At 64.5% G+C, this 14,946-nt stretch carries 13 protein-coding genes; 1 reads left to right on the forward strand and 12 read right to left on the reverse strand.

The window, feature by feature from the left end:
• Positions 1 to 129 precede the first annotated feature (129 nt).
• Positions 130 to 1,251 carry an alanine dehydrogenase gene (gene ald / locus ACRECX_RS09755; RefSeq protein ID WP_431558642.1) on the forward strand — a complete coding sequence of 374 codons (1,122 nt, stop codon included), beginning with the start codon at positions 130 to 132 and terminating at the stop codon, positions 1,249 to 1,251.
• A gap of 88 nt (positions 1,252 to 1,339) precedes the next feature.
• Here ald and ACRECX_RS09760 read toward each other — a convergent pair whose 3' ends face one another.
• The 12 genes from ACRECX_RS09760 to ACRECX_RS09815 form a co-directional block, all read right to left on the reverse strand.
• Positions 1,340 to 2,836 (reverse strand): CoA-acylating methylmalonate-semialdehyde dehydrogenase, encoded by a 1,497-nt coding sequence (locus tag ACRECX_RS09760; protein ID WP_431558643.1) that lies wholly within the window; start codon positions 2,834 to 2,836, stop codon positions 1,340 to 1,342.
• An 18-nt stretch (positions 2,837 to 2,854) separates the two neighbouring features.
• Complete coding sequence (locus tag ACRECX_RS09765) at positions 2,855 to 4,177, reverse strand: aspartate aminotransferase family protein (RefSeq protein ID WP_431558644.1); 1,323 nt, start codon at positions 4,175 to 4,177, stop codon at positions 2,855 to 2,857.
• A 40-nt stretch (positions 4,178 to 4,217) separates the two neighbouring features.
• Complete coding sequence (gabT, locus tag ACRECX_RS09770; protein ID WP_431558645.1) at positions 4,218 to 5,513, reverse strand: 4-aminobutyrate--2-oxoglutarate transaminase; 1,296 nt, start codon at positions 5,511 to 5,513, stop codon at positions 4,218 to 4,220.
• A gap of 44 nt (positions 5,514 to 5,557) precedes the next feature.
• On the reverse strand, positions 5,558 to 6,712 hold the full coding sequence (locus tag ACRECX_RS09775) for an ABC transporter ATP-binding protein (protein ID WP_431558646.1): 1,155 nt from the start codon (positions 6,710 to 6,712) through the stop codon (positions 5,558 to 5,560).
• Between the two features lie 5 nt (positions 6,713 to 6,717).
• Positions 6,718 to 7,551: an ABC transporter permease gene (locus ACRECX_RS09780; protein ID WP_431558647.1), complete on the reverse strand. Its 834-nt coding sequence runs from the start codon at positions 7,549 to 7,551 to the stop codon at positions 6,718 to 6,720.
• 2 nt (positions 7,552 to 7,553) lie between these two features.
• On the reverse strand, positions 7,554 to 8,468 hold the full coding sequence (locus tag ACRECX_RS09785) for an ABC transporter permease (RefSeq protein ID WP_431558648.1): 915 nt from the start codon (positions 8,466 to 8,468) through the stop codon (positions 7,554 to 7,556).
• A gap of 27 nt (positions 8,469 to 8,495) precedes the next feature.
• Complete coding sequence (locus tag ACRECX_RS09790; protein WP_431558649.1) at positions 8,496 to 9,593, reverse strand: ABC transporter substrate-binding protein; 1,098 nt, start codon at positions 9,591 to 9,593, stop codon at positions 8,496 to 8,498.
• Positions 9,594 to 9,733: 140 nt separating this feature from the next.
• Positions 9,734 to 11,185 (reverse strand): NAD-dependent succinate-semialdehyde dehydrogenase, encoded by a 1,452-nt coding sequence (locus ACRECX_RS09795; protein WP_431558650.1) that lies wholly within the window; start codon positions 11,183 to 11,185, stop codon positions 9,734 to 9,736.
• A 13-nt stretch (positions 11,186 to 11,198) separates the two neighbouring features.
• Positions 11,199 to 12,548: a glutamine synthetase family protein gene (locus ACRECX_RS09800; RefSeq protein ID WP_431558651.1), complete on the reverse strand. Its 1,350-nt coding sequence runs from the start codon at positions 12,546 to 12,548 to the stop codon at positions 11,199 to 11,201.
• Complete coding sequence (locus ACRECX_RS09805) at positions 12,545 to 13,282, reverse strand: gamma-glutamyl-gamma-aminobutyrate hydrolase family protein (protein WP_431558652.1); 738 nt, start codon at positions 13,280 to 13,282, stop codon at positions 12,545 to 12,547. Before ACRECX_RS09805 ends, ACRECX_RS09800 begins: the two co-directional genes overlap by 4 nt.
• Entirely contained in the window at positions 13,279 to 14,661 is a 1,383-nt protein-coding gene (locus ACRECX_RS09810) for an aspartate aminotransferase family protein (RefSeq protein ID WP_431558653.1), read from the reverse strand. Before ACRECX_RS09810 ends, ACRECX_RS09805 begins: the two co-directional genes overlap by 4 nt.
• A gap of 43 nt (positions 14,662 to 14,704) precedes the next feature.
• On the reverse strand, positions 14,705 to 14,863 hold the full coding sequence (locus tag ACRECX_RS09815) for a hypothetical protein (RefSeq protein WP_431558654.1): 159 nt from the start codon (positions 14,861 to 14,863) through the stop codon (positions 14,705 to 14,707).
• Positions 14,864 to 14,946 lie beyond the last annotated feature (83 nt).

Below are 14,946 nucleotides of genomic sequence, written 5' to 3' on the forward strand. Positions count from 1 at the left end.
GTCCTACTAGAAAAGCACGCTGATTCTCTGCGTCATCCTAATTCTACGCCGAAGAAAAAGCCAGCTATCTAATCTGGTTTTCTGGCAGTCTCCAACCCATGTGAATCGCTCCTGAAAGCGGAGGACATCATGCGCATCGGCGTTCCGACTGAGATCAAGTGCAACGAGTTTCGTGTTGGGCTCGTGCCAGGTTCGGTTCGCGAACTGACGGCGCGCGGCCACGACGTCGTGGTGCAGTCCGGCGCCGGCGCCGGAATCTTTGCCGACGACGAAACATACGAGAAGGCCGGCGCACGCATTCTGCCGACGGCAGAAGCCGTGTTCGACGAGGCCGACATGATTGTCAAGGTCAAGGAGCCGCAGGCCGTCGAGTATCGCCGGCTCAAGCCGCACCAGATTCTCTTCACCTATCTTCATCTCGCTCCCGATCCCGATCAGGCGCGCGGCCTCATGACTTCAGGCGCCACGGCGATCGCTTACGAGACCGTGACGGACAATGCCGGAGGCCTACCGCTGCTCGCGCCGATGAGCGAAGTCGCCGGCCGTCTTGCCATCGAGGCCGCGGCCATCGCGCTGCGCCGCCCCACCGGCGGACGCGGCGTATTGATGGGTGGCGTGCCAGGCGTTCGTCCCGCCAAGGTCGTTGTGCTCGGCGGCGGCGTGGTCGGCACACACGCGGCGCGCATGGCGGCAGGCCTTGGGGCCGATGTTTCCATCATCGACCGCTCGCTGCCGCGTCTGCGTCAGCTCGACGAATTGTTCGAGGGCCGTGTGCGCACGCTCGCATCGACCCTCGAGACCATCGAGACCGAAGTTCTGAGTGCCGACGTGGTGGTCGGCGCGGTTCTCGTCGCCGGCGCCAGCGCGCCGAAGCTCGTGACCCGCGACATGCTTCCCCGCATGAAGCGCGGCGCCGTGCTCGTCGATGTGTCGATCGACCAGGGCGGGTGCTTCGAGACGTCGCGGCCGACGACCCATGCCGAGCCGACCTTCGAGGTCGACGGCGTCATCCATTACTGCGTGGCCAACATGCCGGGCGCGGTGCCCGTCACGTCGGCGCAGGCGCTGAACAACGCCACCCTGCCGTTCGTGATCAAGCTCGCCGACAAGGGCTTGGCCGCACTCGACGAGGATCCGCATCTTGCCGCAGGTCTCAATGTCCGCGGCGGCCGGATCGTGCACGAGGCGGCCGCGACTTCGCTCGGCTTCGATCGGCTGCCGGAAAAGATTCACCTCGTCGCGGCTGAATAGCCCGCGGCGAGCCCCTAGCCGGACGCACTCCCCCCCAACCGCGTCCGTATAGCCGGTCCGTTCTCCCTCGAGCGGACCGGCTTCTTCTTTACTTCAAGCTCGGAAAATGGAACTCGGCGCCGCCGCGGATACCGGTCGGCCAGCGCGCCGTCACGGTCTTGAGGCGGGTATAGAAGTTCACGCCCTCCGGACCGTAGATGGCATGATCGCCGAACAGCGAGCGCTTCCAGCCGCCGAAGGAGTGATAGGCGACCGGCACGGGGATCGCTACGTTGATGCCGACCATGCCGACCTCGATGGAGGAGGCGAAGGCGCGCGCGGTATCGCCGTCGCGGGTGAAGATCGCGGTGCCGTTGCCATACTCATGGCGGTTGATGAGGTCGGCGGCCTCCGCGTAGCCGCCCGCGCGCACGACGCAGAGCACGGGCCCGAAAATCTCGGTCTTGTAGATGGTCATGTCCTTGGTGACGCGATCGAACAGCGAGCCGCCGAGGAAGAAGCCGTGCTCGTAGCCCTGTAGCTCGAGGCCGCGCCCATCAACCACAAGCTCGGCGCCTTCCTGCACGCCCTGGCCGATCAGTGCCTCGATGCGGCGTTTGGCTTCCGCCGTGATGACCGGCCCCATCTCGGACTCGGGGTCGGCGGCGGGGCCGACCTTCATGGTGCGGATCCGCGGCGCGAGCGCCTCGACGAGCCGGTCCGCGGTCTTGTCGCCGACCGGCACGGCAACGGAGATGGCCATGCAGCGCTCGCCGGCGGAGCCGAAGCCCGCCCCCATCAGCGCGTCGACCGCCTGGTCCATGTCGGCGTCGGGCATGACGATCATGTGGTTCTTGGCGCCGCCGAGCGCCTGCACGCGCTTGCCCACGGCCGAGCCCCGCGCGTAGATATACTCGGCGACCGGCGTCGAGCCGACGAAGCTCACCGCTTTGATGTCGGGATGATCGAGGATGGCGTCGACAGCTTCCTTGTCGCCATGCACGACATTGAGCACGCCGGGCGGAAAGCCGGCCTCCTGGAACAGCTCCCAGATCAGCATCGACGTCGATGGATCGCGCTCGGACGGCTTCAGGACGAACGTGTTTCCGCAGGCGATGGCGACCGGATACATCCACATCGGCACCATGGCGGGGAAGTTGAACGGCGTGATGCCGGCGACCACGCCGAGCGGCTGGCGGTCGGACCAGCTGTCGATGTCGGGACCGACATTGCGGCTGAACTCGCCCTTCAAGAGATGCGGAATGCCGCAGGCGAAATCGACGACGTCGATGCCGCGGGCAAGCTCGCCCAGAGCGTCTGGGTGAGTTTTGCCATGTTCTTTCGAGATCGTGCGGGCGATGTCGTCGGCGTGGCGTTCGAGCAGCTCCTTGAAGCGGAACATGGGCTTGATGCGCTTGAGCGGCGGGGTCGCGCCCCATCCGGGGGCAGCCTGCCTGGCGGCGGCGACGGCGGCGTTCACCTCCTCGACGGTCGAGAGCGGCAGCTCGGCGGTCTGCTCGCCGGTCGCCGGGTCGAACACCGGCGCGATGCGCCGCGACGCAGAGGCGACTTTCTTGCCGTCGATGGCGTTGTGGATCATTTGCATGGTTACGGCACCAAACCTTCAATTCGCGGTCTTGAGGACGCGCGAGAAAATGTCGAACAGCTGGTCGATCTGACGCTTGTCGATGATGAGCGGCGGCGACAGCGCGATGATATCGCCGGTGGCCCGGACCAAAAGGCCCTGGTTGAACGCTTCGATGAAGCGCGCATGGGCCCGCTTGCCCGGCGCGTCAGGGATGGGATCGAACTCGACGGCGCCGATCAGCCCGATATTGCGGAGGTCGATGACATGGGGCAAGCCCTTGAGGGAATGCACGCCCTCCTCCCAATACGCCGCGAGTTCCGCAGCGCGGGTCAACAGCCCCTCTTCTTCAAGGGTCTCCAGAGTCGCGATGGCGGCGGCGCAGGCCACGGGGTGGCCGGAATAGGTGTAGCCGTGGAACAGCTCGATGACGTCGTCCGGGCCGCCCATGAACGCGTCGTGGACCTTCCCTTTCACGAAGACGGCGCCCATGGGAATGGTTCCGTTGGTGACGCCCTTCGCCGTGGTGATGATGTCGGGTGAGACATCGAAATAGTCGGCGCCGAACGGCGTGCCGAGCCGGCCGAAGGCGGTGATGACCTCGTCGAAGATCAACAAAATGTCGTGCTTGGCGCAGATCGCCGCGAGGCGTTTCAGGTAGCCCTTGGGCGGGACGAGGACGCCGGTCGAGCACGCGACCGGCTCGACGATGACGGCGGCGATGGTCGAAGCGTCGTGCAGCGCCACGAGACGCTCGAGATCGTCGGCAAGCTCGGCGCCATGCTCCGGCTCGCCGCGGGTATAGGCGTTGCGGGCGAGGTCATGGGTGTGGCGAATGTGGTCGACGCCGGTGAGCAGCGTACCGAACATCTTGCGATTGCTGGGGATGCCGCCGACCGAGGTGCCGCCGAAATTGACGCCGTGATAGCCGCGCTCGCGGCCGATCAGGCGGACCTTCGAGGCATTGCCCTTCACCCGGTGATAGGCCAGCGCGATCTTGAGCGCGGTCTCGACGGACTCGGACCCGGAGTTGGTGAAGAACACGTGGTCGAAGCCGGGCGGCGCGATGCTCACGAGCTTCGCGGCGCATTCGAACGCCTTTGGGTGGCCCAGCTGGAAGGTGCCGGCGAAGTCTAGCTCGCCGACCTGCTTGCGTACTGCCTCGACGATCCTGGGCCGGCAATGGCCGGCATTGACGCACCACAATCCGGACGTGCCGTCGAGAATGCGGCGCCCGTCGGCGGCGGTATAGTGCATGCCCTCGGCGCTGACGAGCAGGCGCGGCGCCTTCTTGTACTGGCGGTTCGCCGTGAACGGCATCCAGAATGCTTCGAGATTGTTGGTTGCGAGCCTGTCGCTCATGGTGATGTCCGTAATGTATGCCTGTTGAATGGAGACGAGGTCACGCGACCCGGGTTACGGCCTCGGTGAGACTCGCCTCGAAGATATCCATGCCGTCGCGCACGATGTCGTCGCCGGCGGTGAGCGGCACGAGGAAGCGGATGACGTTTCCGTAGGTGCCGCAAGATAGAAGTATGAGCCCTTTTTCGTTGGCGACCTTCATCACGGTCTGGGTCAATTGCGGCGCAGGCTCGGCGCTCGCATTGTCCTTCACCAGCTCGACGGCGCACATGGCGCCGAGGCCGCGCACATCACCGATGCAGTTCAGGTTGGAGCGGCTTTTTATCTCGTTGCAGCGGTCGACGATGATCTTGCCGATGGCCTGCGCGCGTTCGCAGAGCCTTTCCTCTTCGATCGCGTCGAGCACCGCATGCGCGGCGGCGCATGCCACGGGATTGCCGGCATAGGTGCCGCCAAGACCGCCGGGGTTCGACGCATCCATGACGTCGGCGCGGCCGGTGACCGCCGAGAGCGGAAGGCCGCCGCCCAGCCCTTTGGCCAAGGTCACGACGTCGGCCTTGATGCCGGAGTGCTCAAGGCCGAACATTTTTCCGGTGCGGGCGAAGCCCGTCTGGATCTCGTCGGCGATAAGGAGGATGCCGTGCTCGTCGCACAGCGCCCTGAGCGCGCGGAGGAAATCGAACGGCGCGATGTAGAAGCCGCCCTCGCCTTGCACCGGCTCGATGATGATGGCGGCAATGCTCGACGGATCGGCGGTGTATTTGAACAGCGCACGCAGCGCATCGAGGCTCTGTTCGCTGCTAACTCCATGATAAGTATTGGGAAACTCGACGTTGTAGACGTCGGCTGGGAACGGCCCGAAGCCCTTCTTATAGGGTACGACCTTGCCGGTGAGCGCCATGGCCATGAGCGTGCGGCCGTGAAAGCCGCCGCTGAACGAGACGATACCAGGCCGCCCGGTGTGGGCGCGCGCGACCTTCACCGCGTTCTCGACCGCCTCGGCGCCGGTTGAGAGCAGGATGGTCTTGGCGGGGCGCGGCACGGGCGCGATCGCGTTCAACCGCTCCGCCAGGCGCACATAAGATTCATAAGGCGTGACCTGGAAGCAGGCGTGGCTGAACGCCTTCAGCTGCGCCTCGATGGCGGCGACGACCTTCGGATGCTGGTGGCCGGTGTTGACCACGGCAATGCCGGAGGCGAAGTCGATATAGCGCTTGCCGTCTTCGCTCCACAGCTCGGCGTTCTTGGCGCGCTTGGCGTAGATCGAAGTGGCATGAGCGACGCCACGCGGCACAGCCGCCATTCTGCGCTCGTGAAGCTCGGCCGACGTTGGCATGTGGACCTGCTGTTCTTTCTACTTAGGTGTCTTGGCGCGCGGCGTCAGGACTGGAGCACGACGGGGCTCGAGCCGTCCCAGCTGACCCAGACCTTATCGCCAGCGCTGAAGTCGTCCTGGTCCCAGCGCGAGCGGTTGGGCCGCGAGACCCGAATGAGCCGGCCGCTAACCAGCTGCACGTGATAGATCGAAATATCGCCGAGATAGGAGGTGTCCCTGATCTCGCCCTTGGCCACGTTGCACCCGGCCGGACACTCGGGCGGCTGGGGCGGCTCGGGCGCATCCTTGTGCAAGGTCATCTTCTCGGGGCGGATCGCCACCCAAACACTCGCATCTCTGTTGCCGGAGACCCCATGCGGCACATCGACCGGATAAGGGGCGAGCTCGGGGCAGGCGACGGTCGCCTCGTCGGGTTCGTCCTTGGTCAAGGTGCCCTCGAACATGTTCACCGAGCCGATGAAGTCGGCGACGAACCGCGAGGCCGGAAACTCGTAGAGGTCGGAGGGCGTGCCGAGCTGGGCGATCGAACCCTTGTTCATGACGGCGATGCGCGAGGCGATCGCCAGAGCCTCGTCCTGGTCGTGAGTGACCATGATGAAGGTGATGCCGACCTTCTGCTGGAGCTGCGATAGCTCGAAGCGCATGGCCTCGCGCAGCTTGGCGTCGAGGGCCGACAGCGGCTCGTCGAGCAGCAGGACCTTCGGCTTTTTCACCAGCGCGCGGGACAGCGCTACGCGCTGGCGCTGACCGCCCGACAGTTGGTCGGGCATGCGTCCGGCAAGGTGGCCGAGCTGCACCAGATCGAGGGCTTCCTGAACGCGCGTGTCCCGCTCCGCCTTGGGCACGCGATCGATCTTGAGGCCGTAGGCGACATTGTCGGCGACCGACATGTGCGGAAACACGGCGTAGGACTGGAACACCATGTTCACCGCGCGCTTGTTGGGCGGGATGTCGCCCATGTCCTGGCCGTCGATGAGGACGTGGCCTTCGGTCGGCACTTCGAGGCCGGCCAGCACGCGCAGCAACGTCGTCTTGCCGCAGCCCGACGGCCCGAGCAGGGCGAAGAACTCTCCGGGCTCGATGTCGAGGCTGACATTGTCCACGGCGAGCATGGACCCCCAGCGCTTGGTAATGTTGCGGAAGCTGATGATCGGTTTGACGGCGGCGGCTTTGGCGCCGTTGGGCAATACTTGATCCACGGCACTCATCCCTTCGCTTTTTTCTGCGCCCGGTTCTGCAGCACCATCATGATGATCATCAACACGACGGTGAGCAGGATCAGCATGGTCGACGCGGCGTTGACCTCGGGCGTCACCGAGAAACGCAGCATCGAATAGACCTTGACCGGGAAGGTGATCGTGTCCGGCCCCGAGGTGAAGAACGTGATGACGAAGTCGTCGAGCGACAGCGTGAACGCGAGCAGCGCGCCGGCAATCAGCGCAGGCTGGATATGCGGCAGCAGCACGTCGCGGAATGCCTGCCAATCGTTGGCGCCAAGGTCGCGCGCCGCCTCCTCCTGCTCCTTGTTGAAGCTCGCAAGCCGCGCGCGCACCACGAGCGCGACGAAGGGGAAGCAGAACGACACATGGGCGATGATGATCGAGCCCAAGCTGAACGGCCATATGAGGTTGTTGGGCCACGGCATCACCCGGGTAAAGAACAGCAGCATGGAGACGCCCATGCAGATCTCGGGCACGACGAGCGGCAAGGTGAACGCGCCCTCGACCGCCGCCCTGCCTATGAAGCGGTAGCGCCACAGCAGCACCGCGGCGAGCGTGCCGATGACCAGGGAGATGAGGGTGGCCAGGAAGGCGATGGTCAGCGAGTTGGCGAAGGCGATCATCAGGTCCTGGTTGTTGAACAGCTTCTTGTAGTAATTGAGGGTGAACCCCTGCCAGACGATGTTGCGCCTGGAGTCGTTGAAGCTGAAGGCGATCAGCGCCATGAGCGGCGCATAGAGAAAGAAGAACACGAGGAACAGCCACAGGCGCATCTGCCACATGCTGTTATATTCGAGGGGAGCGCGACGCTGGGTCATGGCTAGATCCCGTGTCCTTCGGCAGGCTTGCCGCGGGCCAGATAGGCGCGGAAGGCGATCACCGCGAATGTGGCGTACATCAGCAAGAAGGACAGCGCGGCGCCGAACGGCCAATCGTTGGCGCGCTTGAACTGGCGCTCGATGACATTGGCGATCATCTGGCTGTCGGGGCCGCCGAGGAGATCGGGCGTGAGATAGGCGCCGAGCGCGGGAACGAAGGTGATGATGATGCCGGAGATGATGCCCGGCAGCGCCAAGGGCACGACGATGGAGAATATCGTGCGGATATGGCCGGCGCCGAGATCCAAGCTCGCCTCCATCAGCGATTTGTCGATGCGGTCGAGCGCGGCGAACAGCGGCAGGACCATGAACGGCAGATGGACGTAGACCAGCCCGACCACCACGGCGAAATTGTTGTAGAGCATCTGTAGTGGGGTGAAGTCGCCGAGCGGCTGCAAGCCGACCAAGGTCATGAGCCAGCTGCCCTGGTCCCACAACCATTCCAGCGTGAAATTGGCGAAGCCTTGCGTGCGCAACACCGCGATCAGCGCATAGGTGCGGATCAGGAGGTTGGTCCAGAACGGCAGCATGATCAGCAGCAGCAGCCACGGCCGCCAGCGCTCGCCGGCAAAGACGATCGACAATGCCACCGGAAAACCGATGATGAGACACAGTAGCGTGGTGATGCCGGCAATGAAGATCGATTTGAGGAAAATGCCGAGATAGAGCGGCTGAAGCGCCCGCGCATAGTTGGCGAACGTGCCGCTGATGTCGACCTCGGTCAGGCTGACATTCTGGCCGAAGCTGTAGGCCCAGACGATGGCAAGCGGGGCGAGGAAGAACACCACCACCCAGCCGATGGGTGGTAGTGCCGTGGCCAGAAAGGCCAGCCGACGTTCCTGCGTCCGCGTTGCCATCGTCGGGCTCTTCCGATCTCTACGCCGTTATGACGCGCGCAGCCGGGTCATCGCTTCCTCGAGGAGCCGCGAGAACTCGGGGCCCAGGTAGTTCGGCCACTCGCACTTGGCCATGATGTCGGCCGGCGGGAAAATCACCGAGTTGTTCCTGTAATCCTCCGGCATCAGCGCGACTGCGGCGGCGTTCGGCGACGGATACAGAATCGTCTTGGAGATCTCGGCGCCGACCTCAGGCTCGAAGATGTAGTTGATGAATTTGAGCGCATTCTCCGGGTGCGGCGCGCCCTTGGGTATGGCGAGCGTATCCTGCTGCTTCATGGCGCCTTCCTTCGGCACGACGAAGTCGACGTCGTCGTCCTCGGTCATGATCTGTGCGATGTCGCCGTTATACTCCATGGCGAGATCGACTTCGCCCGAGAGCAGCAGATCCTGGCCGTTGTCCTCGTGGAAGGCTTTGATGTTGGGCTTCTGCTTGGTGAGCATCGCCTCGGCCTTCTGGAGCAGCTCGGTGGACGCATCGTTTAGCGACCCGCCGAGATATTTGAAGCAGTTGCGGAACAGCTCGCTCGCGTCGGACATGACGGTGATCTTGCCCTTGTATTTGTCGGAGTCGAACAGCCACTTCCAGCTATCCGGAACTCCATCGACCTTCGACTTGCGATAGCCGATGCCGATGACCAGCCAGGTATAGGGCAGGCTGAATTTACGGCCGGGATCGAACGGCGCGTCGGTCATGAACTCAGGTGCGATGTTCTTGATGTTGGGGATCTTGGAATGATCGAGCGGCTCGAGCAGCTTGGCCTCGATCATGCGCTGGACGAACTCGCTGCCGGGAACGATGACGTCGTAGCCAGGATTGCCCGCCCGCAATTTGGCGAAGAGCTCGTCGTTGGTGGCGAACAAGCTCATATTGACGTCGATGCCGGTCGCGTCGGTGAAGCCGGGAAGCGTCTCCTCGCCGATATAAGTGTCCCAGTTATAGAAGTTGAGCTTGGGCTCCTCGGCGGCCCAGGCCGAGTATTTCCCGGGCGCCAGGCTGATGCCGATAGCGGCGGCGCCGAGACCTTTCAGAATTGAGCGGCGAGAAGCGCTTGTCTTGAAATATTTGGCGGGCACTTTAATCATAACCTACTCTCCCTGTGCTTGCCTGCGGCGGCTGCTTAGTCCTCACGTCTGGTCATTGCAAAGAATGCGGTCCAGTATGGCGGCTTGCGAAAGTAGCCGCCAGCCCAATCGATAGCCATCTTGCCCACGGGCTTGACCAATCATGCGTCGATGCCTCCCAGGCAGATGTATTTGACCTCGAGGTACTCCTCCAAGCCTTCGGCGGCGCCCTCGCGGCCAAGGCCCGATTCTTTGACGCCGCCGAACGGCACGACCTCGTTGGAGAAGATGCCCTCGTTGACGCCGACCATGCCGGCATCGAGCTTCTCGGCGACGCGCCAGGCGCGGCCGATATTCTGGCTGAACAGGTAGGCGGCAAGGCCGAACGGCGTGTCGTTGGCGAGCCTGACCGCGTCGGCCTCGGTGTCGAAGCGCACCAGCGCCGCTACGGGGCCGAAGATTTCCTCCTGCACGATGCTCATATCGGCGGTCACGTCGCCCACGACCGACGGGCGGTAGAATAGCGGACCGGCATTATCGAGGGTGCCGCCGGTCAGGACCTTGGCGCCCTTCTTGACCGCGTCGGAAACCAGCGCCTCGACCTTGGCGATCGCCTCGCTGCTGATCAACGGACCGATAGCGGTACCGGGCTCCAGTCCAGGTCCGACGGCGAGCTTGTTAACCGCGCTAACAAGCGCCGTCGCGAAGCGGTCGTAGATGCCGGACTGAACCAGAATGCGGTTGGCGCAGACGCAAGTCTGGCCCGCGTTGCGGTATTTGGAGGCCATGGCCCCGGCGACCGCCTGCTCCAGATCGGCGTCGTCGAACACCACGAGCGGCGCGTTGCCGCCGAGCTCGAGCGTGAGCTTCTTCACGGTGCCGGCGCATTGCCGGTAAAGGATCTTGCCGACCTCGGTCGAGCCGGTGAACGACAGCTTGCGCACGCGCGGGTCGTCGCAAAAGACTTTGCCCACTGCCGGCGCATCTTCGGTCGTAACGATATTGAGCACGCCAGGCGGCAGACCGGCGTCCTCACCGAGCTTGGCGATCGCCAGCGCGCAGAGCGGGGTCTCGGACGCAGGCTTGACTACGACGGTGCAGCCCGCGGCGAGCGCCGGGGCGACTTTGCGCGTGATCATGGCAATGGGGAAATTCCACGGCGCGATGGCGGCGACGACGCCGATCGGCTGCTTGATGGTGATATAGCGCTTGGAGGCGACCGTAGTGGGGATGGTGCGGCCGTAGGCGCGCTTGCCCTCCTCGGCGAACCACTCGACGAACGAAGCGCCGTAGCCGACCTCGGCGCGCGACTCGGCAAGCGGCTTGCCCTGCTCGGTGGTCATCAGCTGGGCGAGGCTCTCCGTCTCGGCGGTGATGAGATCGAACCAGCGCCTCAAGATGGCGGCGCGTTCCTTCGCGGTCTTGGCCGACCAGGCCGGCAGGGCGCGGCTCGCGGCGTCGATGGCGCGCACCGCGTCCTTGGCGCCGAGGTCGGGGACGGACGCCACCTCCTCGCCGGTCGCCGGATCGCGCACGGCAAAGGTCTTGGCCGATGTCACCCACTCGCCATCGATCAGCGCGGCGGTGGGAAATTTTTTGAACAGCATGGTCATCGGTTGGTCAGCCTCATGCGACTCGCGAATACCACAGGTGATCGAGCGGCGTGACGATGCGCTCGAAATTGCAGCGCTCGGCATGCTTCAAGCGGGAGAAGACGTCCTGGAACGGCGCGCCGAATGCATCGCGCACGATCTCCGAGCGCTGGAAGCGATCGAGCGAGTTGATCCAGGCGGTCGGGAGCGGCGGCGCCTCGACCCCCTCGGAGTTGCCTTCGACGGCAGGGCCGGGATCGGTCCGGTTGGCAATGCCGTGGCTGATGCCGGCAAGGATCGAGGCAATCACCAGGTAGGGGTTGGCGTCGGCGCCGGCCACGCGATGCTCGATACGGGTCGAGGCGCCGTTGCCGCGCGGAATGCGCAAGGCGACCGTGCGGTTGTTGAAGCCCCAATGCGCGGCCATCGAGACGTAAGACTTCGGCACATAGCGCCGGTAGGCGTTGGCCGACTGCGCCCACACCGCCATGAAGTCTCCCATGGTTTCGCGCATGCCGCCGATAGCGTGCCGAAAGAGCGGCGAGATGGGATCGCCGGCAAAGAGGTTCTGCCCCGAGCCGTCGGTCAGGCTGAGGTGGACATGAAGGCCGGAGCCGGCCCAATCATGGTGAGGCTTCGCCATGAAGGTCGCTTCGAGCTGATGCGCGCGCGCGGCAGCCTTCACCGCGCGCTTCAGGAGCAGCCCGTCAAGCGCCGCGGCGACGGCATCGGGGCGATGCTTCAGGTTGATCTCGAACTGGCCGGGCCCCGTCTCCTGCATGACGGTTTCGACGGGCAGGCCCTGGACCTCGCAGATGCGGTAGACGTCGTCGATGAAGGGCGCGAGCGCATCCATCTGCTCGAAGCCGAAGGTCAGCGGCTGGCAAGGATCGTTGGACAGGCCTTCGGGCCTCTGCGGCGGGAAGGCGCCGTTCGTCGCCTTGCTGGTGACGTAGAATTCGAGCTCCACGGCGACAACCGGCGTCTGGCCGGCGCGGATGAAGCGCTGCACCTGGTCGGCGAGCACTGCGCGCGGGTCGAGCTCGTCCTTGACGTCGATCACCATCACGGCTTGCGCGTTCCGGCCGTCGCCGACGGGGATCGGCACCAAGGTGCCGCTCATCAGGTGGCAGTGGTGGTCGTGATCGCCGCTCTCCCACAAGCGGCCGGTCTCCTCCACGCAATTGCCGAGCGGGTCCATGATGAACACCGAGGACGGCATCATGAGGCCGTTCTTGGCGATGCCGAGCAGGTCCGAGCGGCGGACCCGCTTGCCGCGAGGAATGCCGTTCATGTCGAACAGAAAGGCATCGATCCAGTCCACCCCCGGGTTCGCGTCGAGGAAGGCTTGCGCCTCGTCGAGGGTGAGCCGCGGGTTGGTCATGATGTTTTGCCTTTCGCCGCGGCGCCGAAGCGGCGGAACAACGAGGCCGAGACGGGGTTCGCCTTGGCGCCCCATTCAGGATGCCATTGTACGCCGAGACAGAACGCCGCGTCGTCGGGTCCGCGTGCCGCCTCGATCAGGCCGTCCTCGGCGAACGCTTCCGGTTTCAGCCCATCGGCGAGCCGCGCGACCCCCTGCCAATGCAGCGAGTTGACGATGATCTCGTCCTTGCCGATCCAATCTCGCAACTTGCCGCTTAAGGCCACGGGATGGTTCGGCCCGTAGGCTTCCTCGAGCGGCACGTCCGGCTGCGCGCGGTGGTCCTTGTGCCCATCGACGTCGTGAACGGCCTGATACAGGCTGCCGCCCAGCGCAACGTTCAGCTCCTGGAAGCCACGGCAGATGGCAAAGAGCGGCGTGTTGCGCTCGACTGCTCCTCTGATGAGCGGGAGCGTGAAAGCGTCACGCAGTGGATCGAGCCTGTCGGGTAGGATGGGCTCTCCCCCGCCATAATGCTCCGGCGCGACGTTGGAGCGGCTGCCGGACAGCAGGATCCCATCGGCGATCTCCAGGATGGCGCCGACATCGGCCAGACCGGGGCCGACCGGCACCAGCAGAGGCTGGCATTCGGCGACTTCAGCCACGGCCGCCGCGTATTTGCGGCCGACGGCATCGTAAGTGTCGCCGTCGATGACCTTGGTGCAGGCGGGTATGACGACAATAGGTCGCGTCATGCGGCAAGCTCTCCGGCGACGTTTTCGAGGGTGAGGTCGAGCGCGCGCTTGATCGCCGCCTCCGCCTCGTCGAACTGCGTTTCAGTCCAGATCAGCGGCGGAGACATCACCATGGTGTCGAACACCGCGCGCATGATGAAGCCTTCGCCGAAGAAGTGATCGCGACATATGAGCCCGACGCGCCCCGGATTGTCGAAGCGGCGGCGCGTACGCTTGTCGGCGACGAGTTCGATGGCGCCGAGCAGCCCGACGGAGCGGACCTCGCCGACCAGCGGATGGTCCTTGAACTTGGCGAGCATCTTGGCAAGCGCCGGTGCGCCGAACTCCTTGACCCGCGGCACGAGCTTCTCCCGCTCGATGATCTCGAGATTCTTGAGCGCCACGGCGCAGGCCACGGGATGGCCCGAGAAGGTGTAGCCGTGGTGGAAGTCGTCGTCGTGCGCCAGGATGGTGGCGACGATCTTGTCGTCGACGAGGACGCCCGAGAGCGGCAGATAGCCCGACGTGACCGCCTTGGCGAAGGTGATGAGATTGGGGCGGATGCCATAATGCTGCGACCCAAACCACGTGCCGAGACGGCCGAAGCCGGTGATCACCTCGTCGGCGAGGAGCAGAATCCCGTATTTGTCGACGATGCGCTGAATCTCGGGCCAGTAGGTTTCCGGCGCGATCTTGACGCCGCCGGCGCCTTCCACCGGCTCGCCGGCGAAGGCGGCGACGTTCTCGGGGCCGACCGCCAGGATCTCGTCCTCCAGCGCGCGGGCGGCGCGAAGGCCGAACTCCGCCGGGCTCTCGCCATCCTTCGCCTCGCCATACCAATAAGGATCCATGATGTGGCGGAAGCCCTCATAGACGGGGTAACTGTGCAAATGCATGTGCGCCATGCCGCTCATCGAGGCGGCGGCGATGGTCGAGCCGTGATAGGCGTTCTTGCGCGAGATGATGATCTTGCGCTTTGGCTCGCCTTTCAGCGCCCAATAATGGCGGATCAGGCGGATGGCCGTGTCGTTCGATTCCGAGCCGGACGAGCCGAAAAACACCTGGTTCAAGTTTTCGGGCGCGATCTCGGCGAGCTTCCGAGCCAACGCCACCACCGGCGGGTGCGTCGTCTTGAAAAAGGTGTTGTAGAACGGAAGCTCGAGCATTTGCTGATACGCGGCTTCGGCCAGTTCTCTGCGGCTGTGGCCGAGATTGGCGGTCCACAAGCCGGCCATGCCGTCGAGGATGCGGTGGCCTTCGCTGTCCCAGATATACGGGCCGTCGCCGCGCACGATGACGCGCACGCCGGCTTCGCGCAGTGATTTGTGATGGCTGAATGGATGCAAATGATGGAGAGCATCTAGCTCTCGATATTGTGCGGTCTGATATTGATTAGTCACCTCTAGAACCTCCAGCAGACACGTGACCCGAGGGCCGTCTGAATTAGTGCTGGACGTTCGCAGGGGGCGTATAGCCGATGCGGGCGCAGAGCAGCAGCAGCAGCGCCTTCCGGTTCATTCCGCTCAATTTCGTTGCCGTTTTGGGGCAAAGCCCCAACAAGGGCCGTCGCACGATCCCGGCGATCAAGGCTGATCCGGTCACGCGGCACCTCCACTCCTAGCGACCGCCAAGCCGCCGCTTGACAGCGGCCCGGCGGCGCGTATGACTGCCAAAAGTTTAATTGC

It is taken from the genome of Methyloceanibacter sp., assembly GCF_050726195.1.
Classification (GTDB): domain Bacteria; phylum Pseudomonadota; class Alphaproteobacteria; order Rhizobiales; family Methyloligellaceae; genus Methyloceanibacter.